Source organism: Chryseobacterium sp. GW821-FHT04C04 (assembly GCF_059420365.1).
The window spans coordinates 66,273-85,221 of sequence record NZ_JBWKTO010000003.1; the positions used below are offsets into that span (position 1 = coordinate 66,273).

The window sequence follows — 18,949 nt, forward strand, 5'->3', positions numbered from 1 at the left end:
TTTCTTAGTTTTTAAAATTGTTAAACTTATTGACGGCCTCCACTTTATTGTTTACGTGAAGTTTTCTGTAGATATTTCCAACATGCTTTTTGACCGTATCAATACTGATGTATTTTCTATCGGCGATTTCTTTATACAGAAGCCCTTGCGAAAGAAGTTCCAGAATTTCTTTTTCCCGTTCCGTAAGTTCGTCGAAGCCTTTGATTTCCGGAAGTTTTTTTTCAAAATGTTTAAGAACTTTTCGGGCAATAGAAAAACTCATTGGAGCTCCGCCGTGGTATACATCCCGAATGGAAGAAAGAATCTTGTCCATGCTTTCTCCTTTCACCAAGTACCCCATAGCGCCGGCTTTTAAAGAATTGAATATTTTTTCATCATCGTCAAAACTGGTACACATAATGAACTGTGTATTGGGCATTTCTTTTCGTAGCTTTTCTATGATTTCAATTCCGAGCATATCTTGCAGCTGGATATCCATCATTACAACATCCGGAGAAAAGTCGGGTAGATTTTTCATGGCATCATTCCCGTCAAAGAACTGAGCAATGACTTTCATGTCCTCCTGGTAATTGATGACTTTCTTCAACGCATTGTTGTAGTTCTTCTCGTCTTCTACTATGGCGATGGAAATACTCATGACCTTTTTTGTTTGTAACAAATTTCAACAGAAAATAAATGGGAATCAATTACACCTTTGTGTAATATTGACATCTGAATTTATAGTTATGGTTTAGTCTTTTAGTTTTTACTAAATCTAATCAATTTTTCGTTGCAAAAACAATATTAACTCAAATTAATACCAACATAATAAAATAAAGCTTCAAAAATGAGGCTCAACCCTCAAATAATTATTTTACAGAAACAAGCTCTCTAACATTATTTTATTTTGTTCATTAAAAAAAGAGAATTATACATTAATATCAGTGGAAAATTCTCATATTGTCAGGCATGATTTTTGTAAAAATTAAAGAATAAAAATCATAATAAATATCAAAAAAAATAATCATGAAAAAAGGTCTTTTAGCACTTGGTGCTGTACTTGCATTAACAGCGGTAAGCTGTAAAAAAAGCGAAAGTGGAAACAAAAGCGTTATCAAAACAGATAGTTCAACAACTGTAGTTACGGACAACAATGGAAAAATAGATTCGGTAACGCAAAGTTCTTCTACTGTAGATATCAACGGGCAGAAAACTGAAAAAACAGATTTCGTTTATAAAGCTACAGACGGAACATTGGTAAAAGTGGTATTCAAAAATGATCCGAAAGAAAATACAGTAGCGATTACCAGCAACAAGAAAACATTTACGTTACCAAAGACAGAAACCAAAGGTGATGAAACGATTTACAAGAAAGATGATATGACTGCAAGGGTAAAAGGGGACAGTCTCCACCTTGAGCAGGGTAATAATATTATTGAACTGAAAAGAACAAAGATTTAAAATAGAAATGTCCCTCTTATTAAGGGACATTTTATTTATATAAGTTTTAAACTTTCTTCACCAAATCACTGTTGATCCATCCGTATATAGGTTCACCATCTTTTCCTGCTTCCATCAAAACATATACATAGAACCATCCCAGTTTACTTTTAATAAACTCAACCTGGGTATTTTTCTTAAGCTTAACCACTGTTTCAAATCCTGTTCCTGCACCAGTTCTTACATTAGCATATTCAGCGCTTACCTCGAACATATCTGCAGTATCATCTTCTCTTCCCAATAGCTTCGCTCTGAAACTTTCCATAGGAAATGCCGGACCCGGATCGTTTTTTCTGAAAGGAGCAATATCATCATGCCCTAGAATATCTTTAATATTGTAGGTTTCCATCAACAGTTTACAAACCTGAAAACAGGTTTCCAGTTGTTTTTCTGTAAAGCTATGCCAATAAGAAGTAGTATTTTCATGTTTATGCTTAGCTGCCACTACAACATCTTTCGAATATTCTTTTTCAAACCATGCATAAAACCGTTCATTTACTTTCGTAAGCCTTCCGGGGTTTTCGAGCTCAATACCAATAGAAAAATCATTGAATCCTGAACGGTCAGCCCATCGGCTTCTTCCCGCATGCCAGGCTTTTTTATTAAATTCTACCATTTGGGTAATCCTGCCATCTCTATCGATAATAATATGAGCTGAAGCTTTTGCTGTAGGATCCTGAAACCAGTTTATCGAATTTTCAGCTCCGCGTCCTGCTGTGAAATGAATGATAATGTATTCCGGAATAATAATTCCCTCTTTATTGGGAGATTCTATAAAGGTAATACTCTCCCCGGAAATTGTTTTTCCTAACTTATCTTTTACGATGATCATGATCAAGATTTTTTAAACCCTCAAAGTTATTCTAAATATATTAATTAAACATTAATGAAATAAAAAAAAACCATCCGTATTACGAATGGTTTTGTTATATATTTGAATCTGAATGAATATTATTCTTCAGTTTTTTCTTCAGCAGAATCAGCTTTAGCTTCTTCTACTTTTTCTTCTACTACAGGAGCATCAGCAACTACTGCTGTTTTCGCTGTTGTAGATCTTCTGCTTCTTCTCGTAGCTTTTTTCTCTTCAGCATTAGGGTTGTAAAGCTCGTTGAAATCTACCAATTCGATAAGAGCCATATCAGCAGCATCACCTGGTCTGAAACCTGTCTTAATGATTCTTGTATAACCACCGTTTCTTTCAGCGATTTTAGGAGCTACAGTTCTGAATAATTCAGCAACCGCAAATTTATTTTGAAGGTAAGAGAATACTACTCTTCTGTTGTGTGTAGTATCTTCTTTTGCTTTTGTTAATAGAGGCTCAACATATACTCTTAAAGCTTTCGCTTTAGCTACAGTAGTGTTGATTCTTTTATGCTCAATTAGAGAACAAGCCATATTAGAAAGTAAAGCGCTTCTGTGAGAAGCTGTTCTTCCTAAGTGATTGAATTTTTTACCGTGTCTCATTATTAATTATTTATCAGCGTCTAACTTATATTTTGCAACGTCGAAACCGAAGTTAAGACCTTTTGAATGCACTAATTCTTCTAGTTCTGTCAAAGATTTTTTACCAAAATTTCTGAATTTCATCAAATCAGACTTACTGTAAGAAACCAATTCTCCAAGAGTTTCTACTTCAGCTGCTTTAAGACAGTTAAGGGCTCTTACTGAAAGATCCATATCTGCTAATTTAGACTTAAGTAGTTGTCTTGTATGAAGAGTTTCCTCATCATATTGGATAGATGCTTTTACAGCTTCAGTTTCAAGCGTGATTCTCTCATCAGAGAACAACATGAAGTGATAAATTAATATCTTAGAAGCTTCTGTTAAAGCATTCTGAGGGCTAATAGACCCGTCAGTTTCTATATCTAATACAAGTTTTTCGTAGTCTGTTTTTTGCTCTACACGATAATTTTCAATGCTATATTGTACTTTCTTGATCGGCGTAAAAATAGAGTCGATAGCAATAGTTCCTACAGGAGCATTGTTTGACTTATTTTGTTCAGAAGGCACATACCCTCTACCTTTTTCAATATTGAAAGTAATTTCGAAAGTTACATCACTGTTTAGGTTACAAATCACTAAATCTGGGTTTAGCACCTCAAATCCGTTGATAGATTTCCCTAAATCACCAGCAGTAATAACCGTCTGACCTGAAACTTTAGCAACAACCTGCTCGTTAGCCTGGCCTTCTGCTGAAGCTTTTAATCTTACCTGCTTAAGGTTAAGAATAATTTCGGTAACGTCTTCGATTACTCCTGGAATAGTTGAAAATTCGTGCTCTACACCTTCTATTTTGATAGATGAAATAGCGTATCCTTCCAGAGAAGAAAGCAACACTCTTCTCAAAGCATTACCGATTGTAAGCCCGAAACCTGGTTCTAAAGGTCTAAATTCGAATTGACCTTTAAATTCATCAGAGTTAAGTAAAATTACTTTATCGGGTTTTATGAATTGTAAAATTGCCATATTATTGGGTTGAGCAAAAATTTGATTAAAAAATTATTTAGAGTAAAGTTCGACGATAAGGTTTTCCTTAATGTCCTCCGGAATCTGGATTCTTTCAGGAGCAGAAATGAAAGTACCTTCTTTCTTCTCATCGTTGAATTGTAACCACTCATAGTTTGACTTAGAAGCCAATGAATTGGTAACAACTTCAAGAGACTTAGACTTTTCTCTTACAGTGATTACATCACCAGCTTTTACCAAGTAAGAAGGGATATTAAGAATTTCTCCGTTCACAGTGATGTGTCTGTGAGAAACCAATTGTCTAGCTCCAGATCTAGTTTTTGCAAACCCTAATCTGTATACTACGTTATCCAATCTTGATTCACAAAGTTGTAAAAGGACTTCACCTGTTACACCTTTGCTTCTGTGTGCTTTTTCAAATAAATTAGCAAACTGTCTTTCTAAAATACCGTAAGTATATTTAGCTTTTTGTTTTTCAGCTAACTGAACTGCATATTCTGATTTTTTAGCACCTCTTCTTTTGTTAGGACCATGTTGTCCTGGCGGTTGGTTCTTTCTTTTTTCGAAGTTTTTATCATCTCCGTAGATTGCAGCACCAAACTTTCTAGCAATCTTAGTTTTAGGTCCAATATATCTTGCCATAATGGGTAAATTCTAAAAATTAAACTCTTCTTCTTTTTGGTGGTCTACATCCATTGTGTGGCATTGGAGTCACATCAACGATTTCACTAACTTCAATTCCTGAATTGTGAATAGTTCTGATTGCAGATTCTCTACCTGCACCAGGACCTTTAACGTATACCTTTACTCTTCTTAATCCAGCTTCGTGAGCAACATTAGAGCAATTTTCAGCTGCCATTTGAGCAGCAAATGGAGTATTCTTTTTAGAACCTCTGAAACCCATTTTACCGGCAGAAGCCCAAGAGATAACTTCTCCGCTTTTATTTGTTAAAGAAATGATGATGTTATTGAAAGAAGCTTGAATATGTGCTTCACCAATAGCTTCAACTTTTACTTTTCTTTTTTTAACTACTTTACTTTGTTTTGCCATAATTCCTAACGATTATTTACTTGCCTTTTTCTTGTTAGCAACTGTTTTTCTCTTTCCTTTACGGGTTCTAGAGTTGTTTTTCGTTCTCTGGCCTCTTAAAGGTAATCCTAGTCTGTGACGTATTCCTCGTTGGCATCCTATGTCCATCAATCTCTTGATGTTCAATTGCACTTCAGATCTTAATTCTCCTTCTACTTTAACGTTTTCGGAGATATATGTTCTGATTGCAGCCAATTCATCGTCATTCCATTCGTTGACTTTCTTGTCTTCGCTGATACCGGCAGCTTTAAGGATTTCAGAAGAAGTACTTCTTCCTACTCCATAGATGTAAGTTAAACCGATAACACCTCTTTTGTTTTTTGGTAAATCAATACCTGCAATTCTCGCCATAATTTAATGTTAGCCTTGTCTTTGTTTAAATTTTGGGTTCTTCTTGTTGATTACGAATAGCACACCTTTTCTGCGTACAATCTTGCAATCAGCGCTTCTTTTTTTAATTGATGCTCTTACTTTCATTTTGATAGTATTTATTTTTTACAAATGCCAAATGGAATGTGCATTCCATTTGGCTAAATGTTTTAGTATCTAAATGTGATCCTCCCTTTTGTTAAATCATAGGGAGACATTTCTAGTTTTACCTTATCACCAGGTAAAAGTTTAATATAGTGCATTCGCATTTTGCCGGAAATATGAGCAATAAGAATATGCCCATTTTCAAGTTCTACACGGAACTGAGCGTTCGAAAGTGCTTCCGTTATAACGCCGTCTTGTTCAATATGTTTTTGTTTTGCCATAAATTAATATCCAGTCGTTCTAGACAGTTTAGACTGCATTAAGCCATCATAATGATGGTTCAGCAGATATGTATTAATCTGTTGAACTGTATCTAAAATTACCCCCACCATAATCAACAATGATGTTCCCCCGAAAAATAGGGCAAACGCATCTGTCTGAACAAAGCTTCCATGCACAATTGCCGGAAGGATTGCAAAGATAGATAAAAAAATTGCACCTGGCAAGGTAATTTTTGATAAAATATCATCTAAGTAATCAGCTGTCTCTTTACCGGGTCTTACTTTCGGTACTAAACCTCCATTTCTCTTTAAGTCATCAGCCATCTGGTTTACCGGAATTGTAATTGCAGTATAGAAAAACGAGAAGATAATAATTAATAGCGCAAACAATACATTGTACTGCCAGCTAAAAACATTCTTGAAACCTGCAAGAAAAGTGTTGGACTCATCGAATTTTGTTAATAATCCTGGTACGAACATCAATGCCTGAGCAAAGATAATCGGCATTACACCAGCAGCATTTACTTTCAATGGAATCCATTGTCTTGCGCCCTGCATAAGATTCTTGTTTACACCTCCTCTTGCTTGAGCTCTGCTTACATACTGAATAGGGATTTTTCTAACAGCAACTGATAAGATCACCGCTAAAAGAACTACCACCATCCAGAATAATACTTCAATAAGGATCATGATAGATCCCATTCCTCCTTTTCCGTTCTGCACGGCCATCTCCTGTAAGAATGCTTCAGGTAGTCTTGAAAGAATACCTACCATAATAAGGATGGAAATACCATTTCCGATTCCTTTGTCGGTAATCTTTTCACCTAACCACATTGCGAACACTGAACCAGCAACCAGAATAACAATACTTGGTAACCAGAACATGATAGAATTTGGCTCTACAAAATATGCAGATTGGAACTGAGCATACGGTAAGAATAATTGAGTAATAGAAGTTAGGTAAGAAGGCGCTTGTACCAGACAAACTCCAATCGTTAACCATCTTGTAATTTGGTTCAATGTATTTCTACCTGACTCTCCATCTTTCTGAAGCTTCTGAAGATAAGGAATAGCCATCCCCATCAACTGAACAATAATAGAAGCAGAAATATAAGGCATGATTCCCAACGCCATTACGGAAGCGTGGCTGAAAGCTCCCCCCGTAAACGACGAAAGCAAGCCAAGGAGACCTGCTCCTTGCTTGTTACCGCCTTGATTTTTATAATGCTCTAAGAGATCTCCCACTTCAGCAAGATTAATTGCGGGAAGTGAGATATAAGATGCGAATCTATACACAAGGATAATACCTAACGTAAAGAGAATTTTATCTCTTAACTCCTTTAGGCTCCATATATTTTTAAGTGTTTGTATAAATTCTTTCATTAGTAAGTATTATAAGGTAATTGCTTTTCCTCCTGCCTTAGCAATAAGCTCTTCAGCAGACTTAGTGAATTTGTCAGCAGAAATTGAAACCGCAGATTTCAATTCTCCTCTACCCATAATTTTCACTAATTCGTTTTTAGAAACTATTCCGTTTGCTACTAAAACTTCTTTCGTGATTTCTCCAGTAATAGATTTGTTCTCGATTAAAGTTTGAATAGTATCAAGGTTAATTCCTCTAAACTCTTTTCTGTTTACGTTTTTGAATCCGAATTTAGGTAATCTTCTTTGTAAAGGCATCTGTCCACCTTCGAAACCGATTTTCTGAGAATAACCAGCTCTAGCTTTTTGACCTTTGTGTCCTTTTGTTGAAGTACCTCCTTTTCCACTACCCTGACCTCTACCAATTCTTTTTGAGTTGAAAGTAGATCCAGCAGCAGGTTGTATGTTATTTAAATTCATTTTAATTTCTCTTTTATAAAATTATTTTTGAACTTCAAGTAAGTGTCCTACTGCAGCGATCATTCCTAAGATGGAAGGAGTAGCTTCATGTTCTACAACTTGGTGAAGTTTTTTTAATCCTAATGCTTCAAGCGTTCTCTTTTGGGTTTTTGTTCTACCAATAGCGCTTCTTACTTGTTTTACTTTAATTGTTGCCATTGTTTTTATATTAACCGTTAAACACTTTACTTAGAGAAACTCCTCTCATTCTAGCGATCTCTTCAGGTCTTCTGATATCTAATAACGCTTTGAAAGTAGCTTTCACTACGTTGTGAGGGTTAGAAGATCCTTTAGATTTTGAAAGGATATCGTGAATACCAGCTGATTCTAATACTGCTCTTACCGCACCACCGGCGATAAGTCCTGTACCGTGAGAAGCAGGTCTTAAGAAGATATCTGCACCACCGTATCTAGCAGTAGTTTGGTGAGGAATAGTGTGGTTCATTACAGGAACTTTCACAAGGTTTTTCTTAGCGTCTTCAACTGCTTTAGCAATTGCAGAAGCAACCTCTTTAGATTTTCCTAAACCGAAACCAATAATACCTTCTTCGTTTCCTACTACAACAATAGCAGAAAATCCGAAAGCTCTACCCCCTTTTGTTACTTTTGTTACTCTGTTAACAGCTACGAGACGATCTTTTAATTCTAATCCTCCCGGTTTTACTCTTTCTATATTATCTAGTCCTAACATATTTTCCGAAATTTAATGATTAGAATTTAAGTCCACCTTCTCTCGCACCGTCAGCTAGAGCTTTTACTCTACCGTGATATACGAAACCGTTTCTGTCAAATACAATACTTCCGATTCCTGCAGCGATAGCTTTAGCAGCGATAGCTTTACCAACAGCAGCAGAAATTTCAGTCTTAGTACCTTTAGCGTCTACACCTTTCTCTCTAGAAGAAGCTGATGCTAAAGTTTTACCATTTTTATCGTCGATTAACTGAGCGTAAATTTCCTTATTACTTTTGTATACAGATAATCTTGGCAATTCAGAAGATCCAGAGATTTTCCCTCTTACTCTTCTTTTGATTCTTATTCTTTTTTCTAATTTACTTAATGCCATAATACTTATAATTTATTAAGCAGATTTACCAGCTTTACGTCTAACAATTTCTCCTACGAATCTTACACCTTTTCCTTTGTATGGCTCAGGCTTTCTGAAAGAACGGATCTTTGCAGTAACCATTCCTAGAAGTTGCTTGTCATGAGACGCTAAAGTAATAATTGGGTTTTTACCTTTTTCAGTCAATGTATCAACTTTCACTTCACCTGGAAGTTCTAATACGATACCGTGAGAGAATCCTAAAGCCAACTCAAGTTTTTGACCTGTGTGAGAAGCTCTATATCCTACCCCTACTAGTTCTAGTTTCTTTTCGAAACCTTCAGTTACACCAACGATCATGTTGGCGATTAACGCTCTGTATAAACCGTGAAGCGCTTTGTGTTGCTTAGAATCAGATGGTCTGTTTACATTAAGCTCACCATCTTTTTGTTCTAAAGTAATTCCTGCTGTAAGCTCTTGAGAAAGTTCTCCTTTTGCTCCTTTTACAGTTACTACACCGTTATTTTCAGTGATTGTAACTCCAGCTGGAATTGTTATAATTGCTTTACCAATTCTTGACATTTTCCTCTGATTAAAAATTAATAAACATAGCAGATTACTTCACCGCCTACTTTCTCTTCTCTAGCTTTCTTGTCAGTCATTACTCCTTTAGAAGTAGAGATGATAGAAATACCCAAACCGTTTAGTACTCTTGGAAGTTCCGTAGAACCTTTGTACTGTCTCAAACCTGGTCTAGAAGCTCTTTGAATAGACTTAATAGCAGGTTTGCTAGTTTGCTTATCGTACTTTAAAGCGATTTTGATCACTCCTTGAACAGCGTTATCTTCAAACTTGTAGTTTAAGATATACCCTTGATCAAATAGGATCTTAGTAATCTCCTTTTTGATTTTCGATGCAGGAATTTCCACCACTTTGTGGCCTGCGCTTTGTGCGTTCCTTACTCTTGTTAGGAAATCTGAAATTGGATCTGTTACCATTTTTCTTTTATAAATTATTGGTTAAAGACAATCAGTATTGAAAAGACTTGAAGATAAAAATATCAGACTTCAGAAAACCTCGGTCTGATATTTATTCTTTAGTATCTAAACAACTTAATTGTCTCGATTTTAATTAGTAATTATTACCAACTAGCTTTTCTTACCCCTGGGATAAGACCGTTGTTTGCCATTTCTCTGAAAGTTACTCTGGAAAGTCCGAACGTTCTCATATATCCTCTTGGTCTACCTGTTAGTTTACATCTGTTGTGTAATCTTACAGGAGAAGCATTTTTAGGTAATTTCTGAAGTCCTTCATAATCACCAGCTTCTTTTAAAGCTTTTCTTTTGTCAGCGTATTTAGCAACTAGTGCTTCTCTTTTGCGCTCACGCGCTTTCATTGATTCTTTAGCCATTTCTTAGTTCTTTTTAAATGGTAAACCGAAGTGAGTTAGTAATGCTTTAGCTTCTTTATCTGTCTTCGCAGTAGTAACAAAAGTGATGTCCATCCCTTGGATTTTTTTCACTTTGTCGATTACGATTTCAGGGAAGATAATTTGCTCAGTAATACCTAAGTTGTAGTTACCTCTACCATCGAAACCATCAGCTTTGATACCAGAGAAATCTCTGATACGTGGCAAAGCAGAAGAAGTAAGTCTGTCTAAGAACTCATACATTCTGTGAGCTCTCAATGTAACTTTTGCACCTACAGGCATTCCTTTTCTCAATTTGAATGCAGCTTCATCTTTCTTAGAGATTGTACCTACTGCTTTCTGACCTGTGATGTTTGTCAATTCTTCTACAGCATAATCAATAATTTTCTTATCTGCAGTAGCGTCTCCTAAACCTTGTGATACAACGATTTTCTCTAATCTAGGTACTTGCATGATTGACTTGTACCCGAATTCTTCCATCATTGCAGGAACAATTGTTTCTCTGTATATTTTTTTGGGTCTTGCTATAAATTCCATGTTAATTCAAATTATAAAGTTTCACCCGTTTTTTTGTTGATTCTTACTTTCTTATCTCCTTCGATTTTGTAACCGATTTTGATCGCTTTTCCGTCTTTACCAACTAAAGCTACGTTTGAGATATGAATAGAAGCTTCCTTTTCAGTAATTCCTCCTTGAGGATTTGAAGCTGAAGGTTTAACGTGTTTTTTAACGATGTTAAGTCCTGCAATAATTACTCTTGGGTCTCTTCCTTCTTTCTTGATCACTTCAATAACTTCACCAGTCTTACCTTTGATATCTTTCTTACCAGTAGTAATGATTACGTTATCTCCTCTTTTTATTTTTAACTTTGACATTTCTTTTAAAAATTTTAAAAATTAAAGTACTTCAGGAGCTAATGAAATGATTTTCATATATTCTTTATCTCTCAACTCACGAGCAACTGGTCCGAAAACACGAGTTCCTCTCATTTCTCCCGCTGCGTTTAGTAATACACAAGCATTGTCGTCGAATTTGATGTATGAACCATCTTTTCTTCTTACTGCTTTTTTAGTTCTTACTACTACAGCTTTAGATACCTGACCTTTTTTAGCGTTTCCTGATGGTGTAGAATCCTTGATAGTAACAACGATTTTATCACCAACTGAAGCATATCTTCTTCTGGTTCCTCCCAGAACTCTGATAACTAGTACTTCTTTTGCACCTGTGTTATCAGCAACTTTTAATCTTGATTCTGTTTGTAACATTATTACTTAGCTTTTTCAATGATTCTTACTAATCTCCATCTCTTGCTCTTGCTCAAAGGTCTAGTTTCTTGGATCAAAACTGTATCACCTTCTGTGCATTCGTTGTTCTCGTCATGTGCAGTATATTTTTTCGTTTTCAAAACGAATTTACCGTACATCGGGTGCTTTACTCTTGTAGTTTCACTAACAACAATAGTTTTTTCCATTTTATTGCTGGAAACCACTCCGATTCTTTCTTTTCTTAAATTTCTATCCATTGTAAAATGAAATTATTGTTTGTTAGTTAACTCAGTGTTTAGTCTTGCGATTGCTTTTCTCAAATCTCTGATTTGAATCGGGTTTTCAATTGGGCTGATTGCATGAGCCAACTTCAATTTAGAATATTGAGCTTTTGCTTCAGTTAATTGAGCTTGAATATCACCCGCGCTTAAATTTTTAATATCAGCATTTTTCATTGTATTCAAAGATTATAGAGGTTTAACAAAATCGTTAGCAACGATGAATTTAGTAACTACTGGTAATTTTTGTGCAGCAAGTCTTAAAGCTTCCTTAGCGATATCGTAAGATACACCTCCGATTTCGAACATAATTTTACCAGGTTTTACTACAGCTACCCAATATTCAACAGCTCCCTTACCTTTACCCATACGTACTTCCGCTGGTTTCTTAGTAATTGGCTTATCTGGGAAGATTTTGATCCATAGTTGACCTTCTCTCTTCATATATCTTGTCGCAGCAATACGAGCTGCTTCAATCTGTCTTGCAGTGATCCAAGCTCCTTCCGTCGCTTTGATCCCAAATGTTCCGTAAGCAAGTTGACTACCTCTTTGGGCATTCCCCTTCATCTTCATCTTGTGAACTCTACGGAATTTGGTTCTTTTTGGTTGTAACATAATTTCTAAATTTTAGATTTTAGATTTTAGATTTTAGATTTTTTTTAATTTTAAAAAAGTAACGGTAATTTAAAATTCAAAATTTCTAATCTAAAATTTTAATTATTATTGTTATTGTTGTTGTTTTTTCTAGGTCTTCTGTTGTCTCTGTCTCCTCCTCTGTTTCCTCTATCTGACTGACCTCCTTTTTTCTGTTGTCCCACTAGTGGAGAAAGTTCTCTTTTACCGTAAACTTCTCCTTTCATGATCCATACTTTTACACCTAATCTACCGTAAGTAGTGTGAGCTTCTGCCCAGTGGTAATCGATATCTGCTCTGAAAGTAGACAATGGAATTCTTCCGTCTTTGAAAGATTCTGATCTTGCCATTTCAGCTCCGTTCAATCTACCAGAGATTTGAACTTTGATACCTTCAGCACCCATTCTCATAGTACTTGCCATTGCCATTTTAACAGCTCTTCTGTAAGAAATTCTGTTTTCAATTTGCTTAGAAATACTATCAGCAACTAGTACAGCGTCTAATTCAGGTCTTTTGATTTCGAAAATGTTGATTTGAATATCCTTACCTGTAAGTTTCTTCAATTCTTCTTTCAATTTATCAACTTCCTGACCTCCTTTACCGATGATAAGTCCCGGTCTAGCAGTAGTAATTGTAACTGTAACTAATTTAAGTGTTCTTTCGATATAAATTTTTGAAATACCACCTTTAGATAATCTAGCCTCAAGGTATCTTCTGATTTTGTAGTCTTCAGCGATTCTGTCTCCATAATCGTTTCCACCAAACCAGTTAGAATCCCATCCTCTGATGATACCTAATCTATTACCAATTGGATTTGTCTTCTGTCCCATACCTTGATTAATTTTCTTTTTTACCTAAGATTAATGTAATGTGGTTTGATCTTTTTCTGATTCTGTACCCTCTACCTTGTGGAGCTGGTCTTAGTCTCTTCAATTGTCTTGCACTGTCTACAAAAATTTCTTTAACGATAAGATTTGCTTCTTCAATATCAGCACCTTCGTTTTTAGTTTGCCAGTTAGCCATTGCGGAAAGCAATACTTTTTCTAACTTGTTAGATGCGTCTTTTTTAGAATATTTTAGAATGTATAAAGCTTTGTCTACCTGCTCTCCTCTAATGATATCAGCTACTAATCTCATTTTTCTTGGAGAAGATGGGCAATCATTGTGTATTGCTTTTACTACATCTTGGTTTGTCAATTTACGTGCTAATGCACTTTCTCTTTTTCTTGATCCCATGATTATCTGCTTCCTTTGTTTTTGTTACCACCATGACCTCTGAAAGATCTTGTTGGAGAAAATTCGCCTAGCTTGTGACCAACCATGTTTTCTGTAACATAAACAGGGATAAAAGATTTCCCGTTGTGTACTGCAATAGTTTGTCCTACGAAGTCTGGAGAAATCATTGATGCTCTAGACCAAGTTTTAATAACTGTCTTCTTACCAGACTCTATGTTTGTCTGAACCTTCTTATCTAAAGTATGATGAATGAATGGTCCTTTTTTAAGTGATCTTGCCATAATTATTTACGTTTAGATATGATATGACGGTTAGACGCTTTATTTTTCTTTCTGGTTTTGTAACCTTTAGCAGGCATACCGTTTCTAGATCTTGGGTGACCTCCTGAAGAACGACCTTCACCACCTCCCATTGGGTGATCAACTGGGTTCATTACAACAGCTCTTGTTCTTGGTCTTCTACCTAACCATCTGCTTCTACCAGCCTTACCTGATACCGTTAACTGGTGGTCAGAGTTAGAAACTGATCCAATCATTGCATAACATTCAGTAAGGATCATTCTAGATTCTCCTGAAGGCAATTTGATGATTGCATATTTTCCGTCTCTTGAAGTTAATTGAGCTGAAGAACCAGCACTTCTTGCTAAAATTGCACCTTGACCAGGCTTCATTTCAACACAAGAAATAACAGTACCCAAAGGAATGTTTTTCAACTTCATTGCGTTCCCTACATTTGGTTCTACGCTTTCACCAGAAATTACTTTCTGATCAACTTTGATACCGTTTGGAGCGATGATATATCTCTTCTCTCCGTCAGCATACTCTAATAAAGCGATAAATGCAGTTCTGTTTGGATCATATTCTACAGATTTTACAGTGGCTTCAACGTTTGCTTTGTTTCTTTTGAAGTCAATAATTCTGTATTTCTTTTTGTGTCCACCTCCGGTGTAACGCATGGTCATTTTACCAGTTTGGTTACGTCCACCTGACTTACTAATACCAACTGTTAGAGATTTCTCTGGTTTGTTGGTAGTAATTTCTTCAAAATTGTTTACAATTCTGAATCTCTGTCCCGGGGTGATAGGTTTTAATTTTCTAACAGACATTACTATTATTTATAATTAATAATTAATTTACAGCAAAAATATCGATAACCTCACCTTCAGCAAGTTTGATTACCGCTTTTTTCAATTTGTTTGTCTTTCCTACTTGAAGACCTTTTTTAGTGTACTTTGAAGAAACCTTCGGAGCATAAATCATTGTATTAACGTCTGCTACTTTTACACCGTAAGCTGCTTCAACAGCTTTTTTAATCTGGATTTTATTCGCCTTAGGTTCAACTAAGAAAGAATAAGAACCTCTTAAATCTGTAAGGTAATTAGCCTTTTCTGAAATAACTGGTTTAATAATAATAGACATGACTTATTTCTTTAAATTTTCCTGGAATTTTTCAACTGCACCTTCGAAGAAAATAATCTCACCGGCGTTTACTAAGTCGTAAGAACTGATCTCGTTGAAGTTCATTACTTTAGTTTTTGGTAAGTTTCTTGAAGACAAATACACATTCTTGTTAGCTTCAGGAAGAACGAATAAAGATTTTTTACCGTTAAGTTCCAATGCATTCAATACACTGATAAAATCTTTAGTCTTAGGAGCACCAAAGCTCAAATCTTCTAAAACTTTAATGCTGTTGTCTCTCATTTTCTGAGATAAAACAGATTTCTTAGCTAATCTCTTAAGAGCTTTGTTCAATTTGAATCTGTAGTCTCTTGGCTTAGGTCCGAATACTCTACCTCCACCTCTGAAAGTTGGAGATTTAATATCACCATATCTAGCAGATCCTGATCCTTTTTGCTTCTTAAGCTTTTTAGTAGAAGCAGTAATTTCGCTTCTTTCTTTTGCTTTATGAGTCCCTTGTCTTTGTGCAGCAAGGTACTGTTTAACTTCTAAGTAAACCGCGTGCTGATTTGGCTCAATTCCGAATACTGTTTCGTCTAGAGTTACTTTTCTTCCGGTCTCTTTTCCTGATGTATTTAATACTACTAGTTCCATTTTCTGATAATTACATAAGAATTTTTAGCTCCCGGAACAGCACCTTTTACTACTAAAAGATTTTGTTCTTGATCAACTTTTAACACTTGAAGGTTTTGAACAGTTACCTGCTCACCTCCCATTCTTCCAGCCATTCTCATCCCTTTGAACACTCTTGAAGGGTCTGAACCAGCACCGATAGAACCTGGAGCTCTAAGTCTGTTGTGCTGTCCATGAGTTGCCTGCATTACACCTCCAAATCCGTGTCTTTTAACAACACCCTGGAAGCCTTTACCTTTTGAAGTTCCTGTTACGTCAACATATTCACCCTCAGTGAACAAATCAACTTTTACTTCTTCTCCTACTTTCACATCAGCGAATCCGTTGTGGAATTCTACCAATTTAGCTTTAGGAGCAGAACCAGCCTTTTTAAAATGGCCAGCTAACGCTTTACCAACGTTCTTCTCACTCTTGTCATCGAAACCCAATTGAACAGCTGTATAGCCGTCCTTTTCCAAGGTTCTGACCTGTAAAATCGAGCATGGACCTGCTTGAATAACGGTACAAGGCATGTTTTTGCCGTTCTCGTCAAACAGAGATGTCATCCCGATTTTTTTTCCAATAATACCTGACATTGTTTATATTATAATAAAATTTATCCTTTATTTTTTACCATTTTTCCGAGTCTGAAGTAATTTCTACTTTTGATATAGGCATACTACGCCCGTAAAATGAGTGTGCAAATGTATGAATAATTTTATAACTGACAAATATTTCAAGTAAAATATTTTGATTTTTAATCAATTAGATGATTTTGAAAAAATTCAGAACAAATTTCCCAAAGATTTATTTTGATTTTAAAAAAGAAATTAAGATGAGGGCATTATTTAGCAATAACATTTACCCCTACTTCCTCCAGTTCAGCCCTTTCTTCAACAGAAATACCATGATCTGTGATCAGATAATCCACCTGATCCAAAGCCGCTATTTTACCAAACCCTTTCTTATTCAATTTTGAAGAATCTGCAAGAATCACCGTTTGATCTGCACACTCCATCATAATCTGATTCAGGTGAGCTTCTGCTGCATTGGAAGTACTGATTCCGAATTCAGGATCAATCCCATCTACACCCAAGAAAAGTTTATTACATGAAAACTGCTTAAGAATTCCTTCGGAAATAGAACCTACTATAGAAGTAGAACTCTTGCGCACTTCACCTCCCAACTGAATGATATTAATATTAGGATTATTACAAAGTTCAATCGCTACTCTTAAAGAAGAGGTCAGAACCGTAAGCGGTCCAAAATTCACCAACATTCTGGCAAGGTAGTGCATGGTTGTTCCGGAAGCCAATATGATACAATCGTTTTCCTGGATCAAAGACAAAGCTGCTTTTGCAATAGCCTGCTTCGCTTCCACATTGATATTTTCCTTTTCTCCTACATTTTTCTCATAAGCATATCTAACCTGCTTACTCGCCCCTCCATGATTTCTGAAAAGAAGCCCCAAGCTTTCGAGATAGTTCAGATCCTTTCGGATCGTAACCGAAGAAACACTAAGCTTTTCACACAGATCCTGAACAAGCACATGTCCTTTCTCATCAAGCTCTTTTAGTATTTCATCCTGCCTTGGTAGTAGCTTTTCCATTTTATTCGTTTCCTCAAAAATACCGATTTTTTTTCACATTTTAAAATTTCATTTATTTTCTTTTTGCTTTCATTTTTAATTTATATATTTGAAAACGAAACATAAACGAAACATTTATGAAACGAAACGAAGAACTAAGTAAGTTAACCGATGTAAAAGAATGGGACTTTATTGTCATAGGAGGAGGAGCCAGTGGTTTAGGTTCAGCATTAGATGCAGTAAGCAGAGGATTCAAAACTTTATTGCTTGAATCTCATGACTTCGCAAAAGCAACATCCAGCAGAAGTACCAAATTGGTACACGGTGGAGTTAGATATCTTGCCCAGGGAGATGTCGGATTGGTAAAAGAAGCATTAAAAGAAAGAGGTCTCTTGGCTAAAAATGCAGCGCATATTGTAAAAAATCAGTCTTTTATTATCCCAAACTACACCTGGTGGGGAGGAATCTATTATAAGATTGGGCTATCCGTTTACGATTTCCTTGCCGGAAAACTAAGTCTTGGAAAAACAAGATATATCAGCAAATCAAAAACCATTGAAAAGCTTCCCACTATTGAACAAAATCACTTAATGAGTGGTGTTGTTTACCAGGACGGACAATTTGATGATGCCAGGCTTGCTGTAAACCTTACCCAAACCATTATCGAGAAAGGGGGAACTGCTGTTAATTATGTAAAAGTAATCAACCTTTTGAAAGATGCTTCTGATAAAGTAATAGGTGTCGTTGCGGAAGATCAGTTTTCAAAGCAGCAATATCAGATTCACAGTAAAGTGGTCATCAATGCAACAGGTGTATTTACGAATGACATTCTTAATATGAACAATCCTAAGCATGGTAAATTAGTTGTACCAAGCCAGGGAATTCACCTGGTACTGGATAAATCATTCCTGAAAAGCGATGATGCGATTATGATCCCAAAAACTTCAGACGGAAGAGTTTTATTTGTTGTCCCTTGGCATGACAGAGCTCTGGTAGGAACTACAGATACCCTTCTGAAAGATGAAAGCTTTGAACCTCGTGCTCTAGAAGAGGAAATCAATTTTGTCTTAAATACAGCCAGACAATATTTAGCTAAAAAGCCGACCCGCGAAGATGTAAAATCCGTTTATGCAGGACTTCGCCCTCTTGCCGCTCCTAAAGACGGAAGCAAAAGTACAAAAGAGGTTTCCCGAAGCCACAAAGTCATTACTTCAGATACAGGATTAGTTTCTATTATCGGAGGAAAATGGACCACATACCGTAAAATGGCAGAGGATACAGTAGATGAAGCCATGAAAGTTCACCGATTGGGAAATTCTCCTTCTAAAACAGAACATCTTTCCATCCATGGAAATGTGAAGCCTGAACAAGTAGACAGAACCAATCACCTTTACGTTTACGGATCTGATATACCGGCTATAAAGGCTCTTCAGGAAAGTAATCCGCGTTATGCACAGAAAATCCATCCTGATCACGCTTTCACCGTAGCAGAAATAGTATGGGCAGTAAGAAATGAAATGGCAGAAACTATTGAGGATATTCTCGCAAGAAGAGTACGTCTCCTATTTTTAGATGCAAGAGCAGCGATAGACTGCGCTCACAATATTGCCAGAATCATTGCCGAAGAAAAAGGTTTTACCGAAGAATGGGCACAGCAACAGGAAAATGAATTCATTGAGTTGGCAAGAGGATATCTATTAACTCCTTATTCGCCAAAAGTTATCAACCTATATTAAC

At 36.0% G+C, this 18,949-nt stretch carries 33 protein-coding genes; 2 read left to right on the top strand and 31 right to left on the bottom strand.

The window, feature by feature from the left end:
- Positions 1-4: 4 nt before the first annotated feature.
- Positions 5-637: a response regulator gene (locus AC07UM_RS10165; protein ID WP_494683577.1), complete on the bottom strand. Its 633-nt coding sequence runs from the start codon at positions 635-637 to the stop codon at positions 5-7.
- A 368-nt stretch (positions 638-1,005) separates the two neighbouring features.
- Here AC07UM_RS10165 and AC07UM_RS10170 point away from each other — a divergent pair, with 368 nt between their 5' ends.
- Positions 1,006-1,440, top strand: a complete 435-nt coding sequence (locus AC07UM_RS10170) for a hypothetical protein (RefSeq protein WP_494683576.1) — start codon at positions 1,006-1,008, stop codon at positions 1,438-1,440.
- A gap of 46 nt (positions 1,441-1,486) precedes the next feature.
- On the opposite strand, the gene AC07UM_RS10175 is transcribed toward AC07UM_RS10170, so the two are convergent.
- The 30 genes from AC07UM_RS10175 to AC07UM_RS10320 form a co-directional block, all read right to left on the bottom strand.
- Positions 1,487-2,311, bottom strand: coding sequence for an N-acetylmuramoyl-L-alanine amidase (locus tag AC07UM_RS10175; RefSeq protein WP_494683575.1), 825 nt, complete (start codon positions 2,309-2,311; stop codon positions 1,487-1,489).
- A gap of 119 nt (positions 2,312-2,430) precedes the next feature.
- Positions 2,431-2,943, bottom strand: coding sequence for a 50S ribosomal protein L17 (gene rplQ / locus AC07UM_RS10180; protein WP_103231543.1), 513 nt, complete (start codon positions 2,941-2,943; stop codon positions 2,431-2,433).
- 6 nt (positions 2,944-2,949) lie between these two features.
- Positions 2,950-3,945, bottom strand: a complete 996-nt coding sequence (locus AC07UM_RS10185; protein WP_103231544.1) for a DNA-directed RNA polymerase subunit alpha — start codon at positions 3,943-3,945, stop codon at positions 2,950-2,952.
- Between the two features lie 33 nt (positions 3,946-3,978).
- On the bottom strand, positions 3,979-4,587 hold the full coding sequence (gene rpsD, locus AC07UM_RS10190) for a 30S ribosomal protein S4 (protein ID WP_103231545.1): 609 nt from the start codon (positions 4,585-4,587) through the stop codon (positions 3,979-3,981).
- Positions 4,588-4,606: 19 nt separating this feature from the next.
- The gene (gene rpsK / locus AC07UM_RS10195; protein WP_047491454.1) at positions 4,607-4,996 is read right to left on the bottom strand and encodes a 30S ribosomal protein S11; all 390 of its coding nucleotides are present in this window, start codon (positions 4,994-4,996) and stop codon (positions 4,607-4,609) included.
- 12 nt (positions 4,997-5,008) lie between these two features.
- The gene (rpsM, locus tag AC07UM_RS10200) at positions 5,009-5,386 is read right to left on the bottom strand and encodes a 30S ribosomal protein S13 (protein ID WP_002983260.1); all 378 of its coding nucleotides are present in this window, start codon (positions 5,384-5,386) and stop codon (positions 5,009-5,011) included.
- A 9-nt stretch (positions 5,387-5,395) separates the two neighbouring features.
- On the bottom strand, positions 5,396-5,512 hold the full coding sequence (gene rpmJ, locus AC07UM_RS10205; protein ID WP_007839480.1) for a 50S ribosomal protein L36: 117 nt from the start codon (positions 5,510-5,512) through the stop codon (positions 5,396-5,398).
- A gap of 62 nt (positions 5,513-5,574) precedes the next feature.
- Complete coding sequence (gene infA / locus AC07UM_RS10210) at positions 5,575-5,790, bottom strand: translation initiation factor IF-1 (RefSeq protein WP_034684855.1); 216 nt, start codon at positions 5,788-5,790, stop codon at positions 5,575-5,577.
- Positions 5,791-5,793: 3 nt separating this feature from the next.
- Complete coding sequence (gene secY, locus AC07UM_RS10215) at positions 5,794-7,173, bottom strand: preprotein translocase subunit SecY (protein WP_103231546.1); 1,380 nt, start codon at positions 7,171-7,173, stop codon at positions 5,794-5,796.
- Between the two features lie 9 nt (positions 7,174-7,182).
- On the bottom strand, positions 7,183-7,632 hold the full coding sequence (gene rplO / locus AC07UM_RS10220; RefSeq protein ID WP_103231547.1) for a 50S ribosomal protein L15: 450 nt from the start codon (positions 7,630-7,632) through the stop codon (positions 7,183-7,185).
- Positions 7,633-7,653: 21 nt separating this feature from the next.
- Positions 7,654-7,830, bottom strand: coding sequence for a 50S ribosomal protein L30 (gene rpmD / locus AC07UM_RS10225; protein ID WP_027371710.1), 177 nt, complete (start codon positions 7,828-7,830; stop codon positions 7,654-7,656).
- A gap of 10 nt (positions 7,831-7,840) precedes the next feature.
- Complete coding sequence (gene rpsE, locus AC07UM_RS10230; protein WP_045491132.1) at positions 7,841-8,362, bottom strand: 30S ribosomal protein S5; 522 nt, start codon at positions 8,360-8,362, stop codon at positions 7,841-7,843.
- A gap of 19 nt (positions 8,363-8,381) precedes the next feature.
- Positions 8,382-8,735: a 50S ribosomal protein L18 gene (gene rplR / locus AC07UM_RS10235; RefSeq protein ID WP_103231548.1), complete on the bottom strand. Its 354-nt coding sequence runs from the start codon at positions 8,733-8,735 to the stop codon at positions 8,382-8,384.
- A 15-nt stretch (positions 8,736-8,750) separates the two neighbouring features.
- Entirely contained in the window at positions 8,751-9,296 is a 546-nt protein-coding gene (rplF, locus tag AC07UM_RS10240; RefSeq protein ID WP_103231549.1) for a 50S ribosomal protein L6, read from the bottom strand.
- Positions 9,297-9,313: 17 nt separating this feature from the next.
- Positions 9,314-9,712, bottom strand: a complete 399-nt coding sequence (gene rpsH / locus AC07UM_RS10245; protein WP_076353268.1) for a 30S ribosomal protein S8 — start codon at positions 9,710-9,712, stop codon at positions 9,314-9,316.
- A gap of 143 nt (positions 9,713-9,855) precedes the next feature.
- A complete protein-coding gene (gene rpsN / locus AC07UM_RS10250) occupies positions 9,856-10,125 on the bottom strand; it encodes a 30S ribosomal protein S14 (RefSeq protein WP_076353267.1) in 270 nt (89 codons plus the stop codon).
- A gap of 3 nt (positions 10,126-10,128) precedes the next feature.
- Entirely contained in the window at positions 10,129-10,680 is a 552-nt protein-coding gene (gene rplE, locus AC07UM_RS10255; RefSeq protein WP_089734598.1) for a 50S ribosomal protein L5, read from the bottom strand.
- A gap of 11 nt (positions 10,681-10,691) precedes the next feature.
- The gene (gene rplX, locus AC07UM_RS10260) at positions 10,692-11,018 is read right to left on the bottom strand and encodes a 50S ribosomal protein L24 (protein ID WP_103231552.1); all 327 of its coding nucleotides are present in this window, start codon (positions 11,016-11,018) and stop codon (positions 10,692-10,694) included.
- Between the two features lie 21 nt (positions 11,019-11,039).
- Positions 11,040-11,408, bottom strand: a complete 369-nt coding sequence (rplN, locus tag AC07UM_RS10265) for a 50S ribosomal protein L14 (protein WP_002983226.1) — start codon at positions 11,406-11,408, stop codon at positions 11,040-11,042.
- Positions 11,409-11,410: 2 nt separating this feature from the next.
- On the bottom strand, positions 11,411-11,665 hold the full coding sequence (gene rpsQ, locus AC07UM_RS10270; RefSeq protein WP_027371715.1) for a 30S ribosomal protein S17: 255 nt from the start codon (positions 11,663-11,665) through the stop codon (positions 11,411-11,413).
- Positions 11,666-11,677: 12 nt separating this feature from the next.
- Complete coding sequence (gene rpmC / locus AC07UM_RS10275; RefSeq protein WP_103231553.1) at positions 11,678-11,863, bottom strand: 50S ribosomal protein L29; 186 nt, start codon at positions 11,861-11,863, stop codon at positions 11,678-11,680.
- Positions 11,864-11,875: 12 nt separating this feature from the next.
- A complete protein-coding gene (rplP, locus tag AC07UM_RS10280) occupies positions 11,876-12,301 on the bottom strand; it encodes a 50S ribosomal protein L16 (RefSeq protein ID WP_076353264.1) in 426 nt (141 codons plus the stop codon).
- A gap of 98 nt (positions 12,302-12,399) precedes the next feature.
- Positions 12,400-13,149, bottom strand: coding sequence for a 30S ribosomal protein S3 (rpsC, locus tag AC07UM_RS10285; protein WP_076353263.1), 750 nt, complete (start codon positions 13,147-13,149; stop codon positions 12,400-12,402).
- Positions 13,150-13,156: 7 nt separating this feature from the next.
- Complete coding sequence (gene rplV / locus AC07UM_RS10290; protein WP_034694674.1) at positions 13,157-13,555, bottom strand: 50S ribosomal protein L22; 399 nt, start codon at positions 13,553-13,555, stop codon at positions 13,157-13,159.
- Positions 13,556-13,557: 2 nt separating this feature from the next.
- Entirely contained in the window at positions 13,558-13,836 is a 279-nt protein-coding gene (gene rpsS / locus AC07UM_RS10295; RefSeq protein WP_034702850.1) for a 30S ribosomal protein S19, read from the bottom strand.
- Between the two features lie 2 nt (positions 13,837-13,838).
- Entirely contained in the window at positions 13,839-14,660 is an 822-nt protein-coding gene (rplB, locus tag AC07UM_RS10300; protein ID WP_103231554.1) for a 50S ribosomal protein L2, read from the bottom strand.
- Between the two features lie 22 nt (positions 14,661-14,682).
- Positions 14,683-14,973: a 50S ribosomal protein L23 gene (gene rplW / locus AC07UM_RS10305; RefSeq protein WP_047380577.1), complete on the bottom strand. Its 291-nt coding sequence runs from the start codon at positions 14,971-14,973 to the stop codon at positions 14,683-14,685.
- Between the two features lie 3 nt (positions 14,974-14,976).
- Complete coding sequence (gene rplD, locus AC07UM_RS10310; RefSeq protein ID WP_124532186.1) at positions 14,977-15,606, bottom strand: 50S ribosomal protein L4; 630 nt, start codon at positions 15,604-15,606, stop codon at positions 14,977-14,979.
- Complete coding sequence (rplC, locus tag AC07UM_RS10315) at positions 15,597-16,220, bottom strand: 50S ribosomal protein L3 (protein WP_103231555.1); 624 nt, start codon at positions 16,218-16,220, stop codon at positions 15,597-15,599. The genes rplD and rplC overlap by 10 nt, the downstream gene beginning before the upstream one ends.
- A 248-nt stretch (positions 16,221-16,468) precedes the next feature.
- Positions 16,469-17,233, bottom strand: coding sequence for a DeoR/GlpR family DNA-binding transcription regulator (locus AC07UM_RS10320; protein WP_494683574.1), 765 nt, complete (start codon positions 17,231-17,233; stop codon positions 16,469-16,471).
- 116 nt (positions 17,234-17,349) lie between these two features.
- On the opposite strand from AC07UM_RS10320, the gene AC07UM_RS10325 reads away from it, so the two are divergent.
- Complete coding sequence (locus AC07UM_RS10325; RefSeq protein WP_124532190.1) at positions 17,350-18,948, top strand: glycerol-3-phosphate dehydrogenase/oxidase; 1,599 nt, start codon at positions 17,350-17,352, stop codon at positions 18,946-18,948.
- The last annotated feature ends 1 nt before the right edge of the window (position 18,949 follow it).

Bases quoted from the DNA above. Each gene is read 5' to 3' on its own strand.
- rplC (WP_103231555.1), bottom strand. From the start codon at position 16,220: ATGTCAGGTATTATTGGAAAAAAAATCGGGATGACATCTCTGTTTGAC.
- AC07UM_RS10170 (WP_494683576.1), top strand. From the start codon at position 1,006: ATGAAAAAAGGTCTTTTAGCACTTGGTGCTGTACTTGCATTAACAGCG.
- rpsK (WP_047491454.1), bottom strand. From the start codon at position 4,996: ATGGCAAAACAAAGTAAAGTAGTTAAAAAAAGAAAAGTAAAAGTTGAA.
- rpsN (WP_076353267.1), bottom strand. From the start codon at position 10,125: ATGGCTAAAGAATCAATGAAAGCGCGTGAGCGCAAAAGAGAAGCACTA.
- rplF (WP_103231549.1), bottom strand. From the start codon at position 9,296: ATGTCAAGAATTGGTAAAGCAATTATAACAATTCCAGCTGGAGTTACA.
- AC07UM_RS10175 (WP_494683575.1), bottom strand. From the start codon at position 2,311: ATGATCATCGTAAAAGATAAGTTAGGAAAAACAATTTCCGGGGAGAGT.
- AC07UM_RS10185 (WP_103231544.1), bottom strand. From the start codon at position 3,945: ATGGCAATTTTACAATTCATAAAACCCGATAAAGTAATTTTACTTAAC.
- rpsS (WP_034702850.1), bottom strand. From the start codon at position 13,836: ATGGCAAGATCACTTAAAAAAGGACCATTCATTCATCATACTTTAGAT.
- rplV (WP_034694674.1), bottom strand. From the start codon at position 13,555: ATGGGATCAAGAAAAAGAGAAAGTGCATTAGCACGTAAATTGACAAAC.
- rplW (WP_047380577.1), bottom strand. From the start codon at position 14,973: ATGTCTATTATTATTAAACCAGTTATTTCAGAAAAGGCTAATTACCTT.
- rplB (WP_103231554.1), bottom strand. From the start codon at position 14,660: ATGTCTGTTAGAAAATTAAAACCTATCACCCCGGGACAGAGATTCAGA.
- rplD (WP_124532186.1), bottom strand. From the start codon at position 15,606: ATGGAACTAGTAGTATTAAATACATCAGGAAAAGAGACCGGAAGAAAA.
- rpsM (WP_002983260.1), bottom strand. From the start codon at position 5,386: ATGGCGAGAATTGCAGGTATTGATTTACCAAAAAACAAAAGAGGTGTT.
- rpmC (WP_103231553.1), bottom strand. From the start codon at position 11,863: ATGAAAAATGCTGATATTAAAAATTTAAGCGCGGGTGATATTCAAGCT.
- rplN (WP_002983226.1), bottom strand. From the start codon at position 11,408: ATGTTACAAACAGAATCAAGATTAAAAGTTGCTGATAACACAGGTGCA.
- rplP (WP_076353264.1), bottom strand. From the start codon at position 12,301: ATGTTACAACCAAAAAGAACCAAATTCCGTAGAGTTCACAAGATGAAG.
- rpsQ (WP_027371715.1), bottom strand. From the start codon at position 11,665: ATGGATAGAAATTTAAGAAAAGAAAGAATCGGAGTGGTTTCCAGCAAT.
- rplO (WP_103231547.1), bottom strand. From the start codon at position 7,632: ATGAATTTAAATAACATACAACCTGCTGCTGGATCTACTTTCAACTCA.
- AC07UM_RS10320 (WP_494683574.1), bottom strand. From the start codon at position 17,233: ATGGAAAAGCTACTACCAAGGCAGGATGAAATACTAAAAGAGCTTGAT.
- rplX (WP_103231552.1), bottom strand. From the start codon at position 11,018: ATGTCAAAGTTAAAAATAAAAAGAGGAGATAACGTAATCATTACTACT.
- secY (WP_103231546.1), bottom strand. From the start codon at position 7,173: ATGAAAGAATTTATACAAACACTTAAAAATATATGGAGCCTAAAGGAG.
- rpsD (WP_103231545.1), bottom strand. From the start codon at position 4,587: ATGGCAAGATATATTGGACCTAAAACTAAGATTGCTAGAAAGTTTGGT.
- rpsH (WP_076353268.1), bottom strand. From the start codon at position 9,712: ATGGTAACAGATCCAATTTCAGATTTCCTAACAAGAGTAAGGAACGCA.
- rplQ (WP_103231543.1), bottom strand. From the start codon at position 2,943: ATGAGACACGGTAAAAAATTCAATCACTTAGGAAGAACAGCTTCTCAC.
- AC07UM_RS10325 (WP_124532190.1), top strand. From the start codon at position 17,350: ATGAAACGAAACGAAGAACTAAGTAAGTTAACCGATGTAAAAGAATGG.
- rplE (WP_089734598.1), bottom strand. From the start codon at position 10,680: ATGGAATTTATAGCAAGACCCAAAAAAATATACAGAGAAACAATTGTT.
- rpmD (WP_027371710.1), bottom strand. From the start codon at position 7,830: ATGGCAACAATTAAAGTAAAACAAGTAAGAAGCGCTATTGGTAGAACA.
- infA (WP_034684855.1), bottom strand. From the start codon at position 5,790: ATGGCAAAACAAAAACATATTGAACAAGACGGCGTTATAACGGAAGCA.
- rpsE (WP_045491132.1), bottom strand. From the start codon at position 8,362: ATGTTAGGACTAGATAATATAGAAAGAGTAAAACCGGGAGGATTAGAA.
- AC07UM_RS10165 (WP_494683577.1), bottom strand. From the start codon at position 637: ATGAGTATTTCCATCGCCATAGTAGAAGACGAGAAGAACTACAACAAT.
- rplR (WP_103231548.1), bottom strand. From the start codon at position 8,735: ATGGCATTAAGTAAATTAGAAAAAAGAATAAGAATCAAAAGAAGAGTA.
- rpsC (WP_076353263.1), bottom strand. From the start codon at position 13,149: ATGGGACAGAAGACAAATCCAATTGGTAATAGATTAGGTATCATCAGA.
- rpmJ (WP_007839480.1), bottom strand. From the start codon at position 5,512: ATGAAAGTAAGAGCATCAATTAAAAAAAGAAGCGCTGATTGCAAGATT.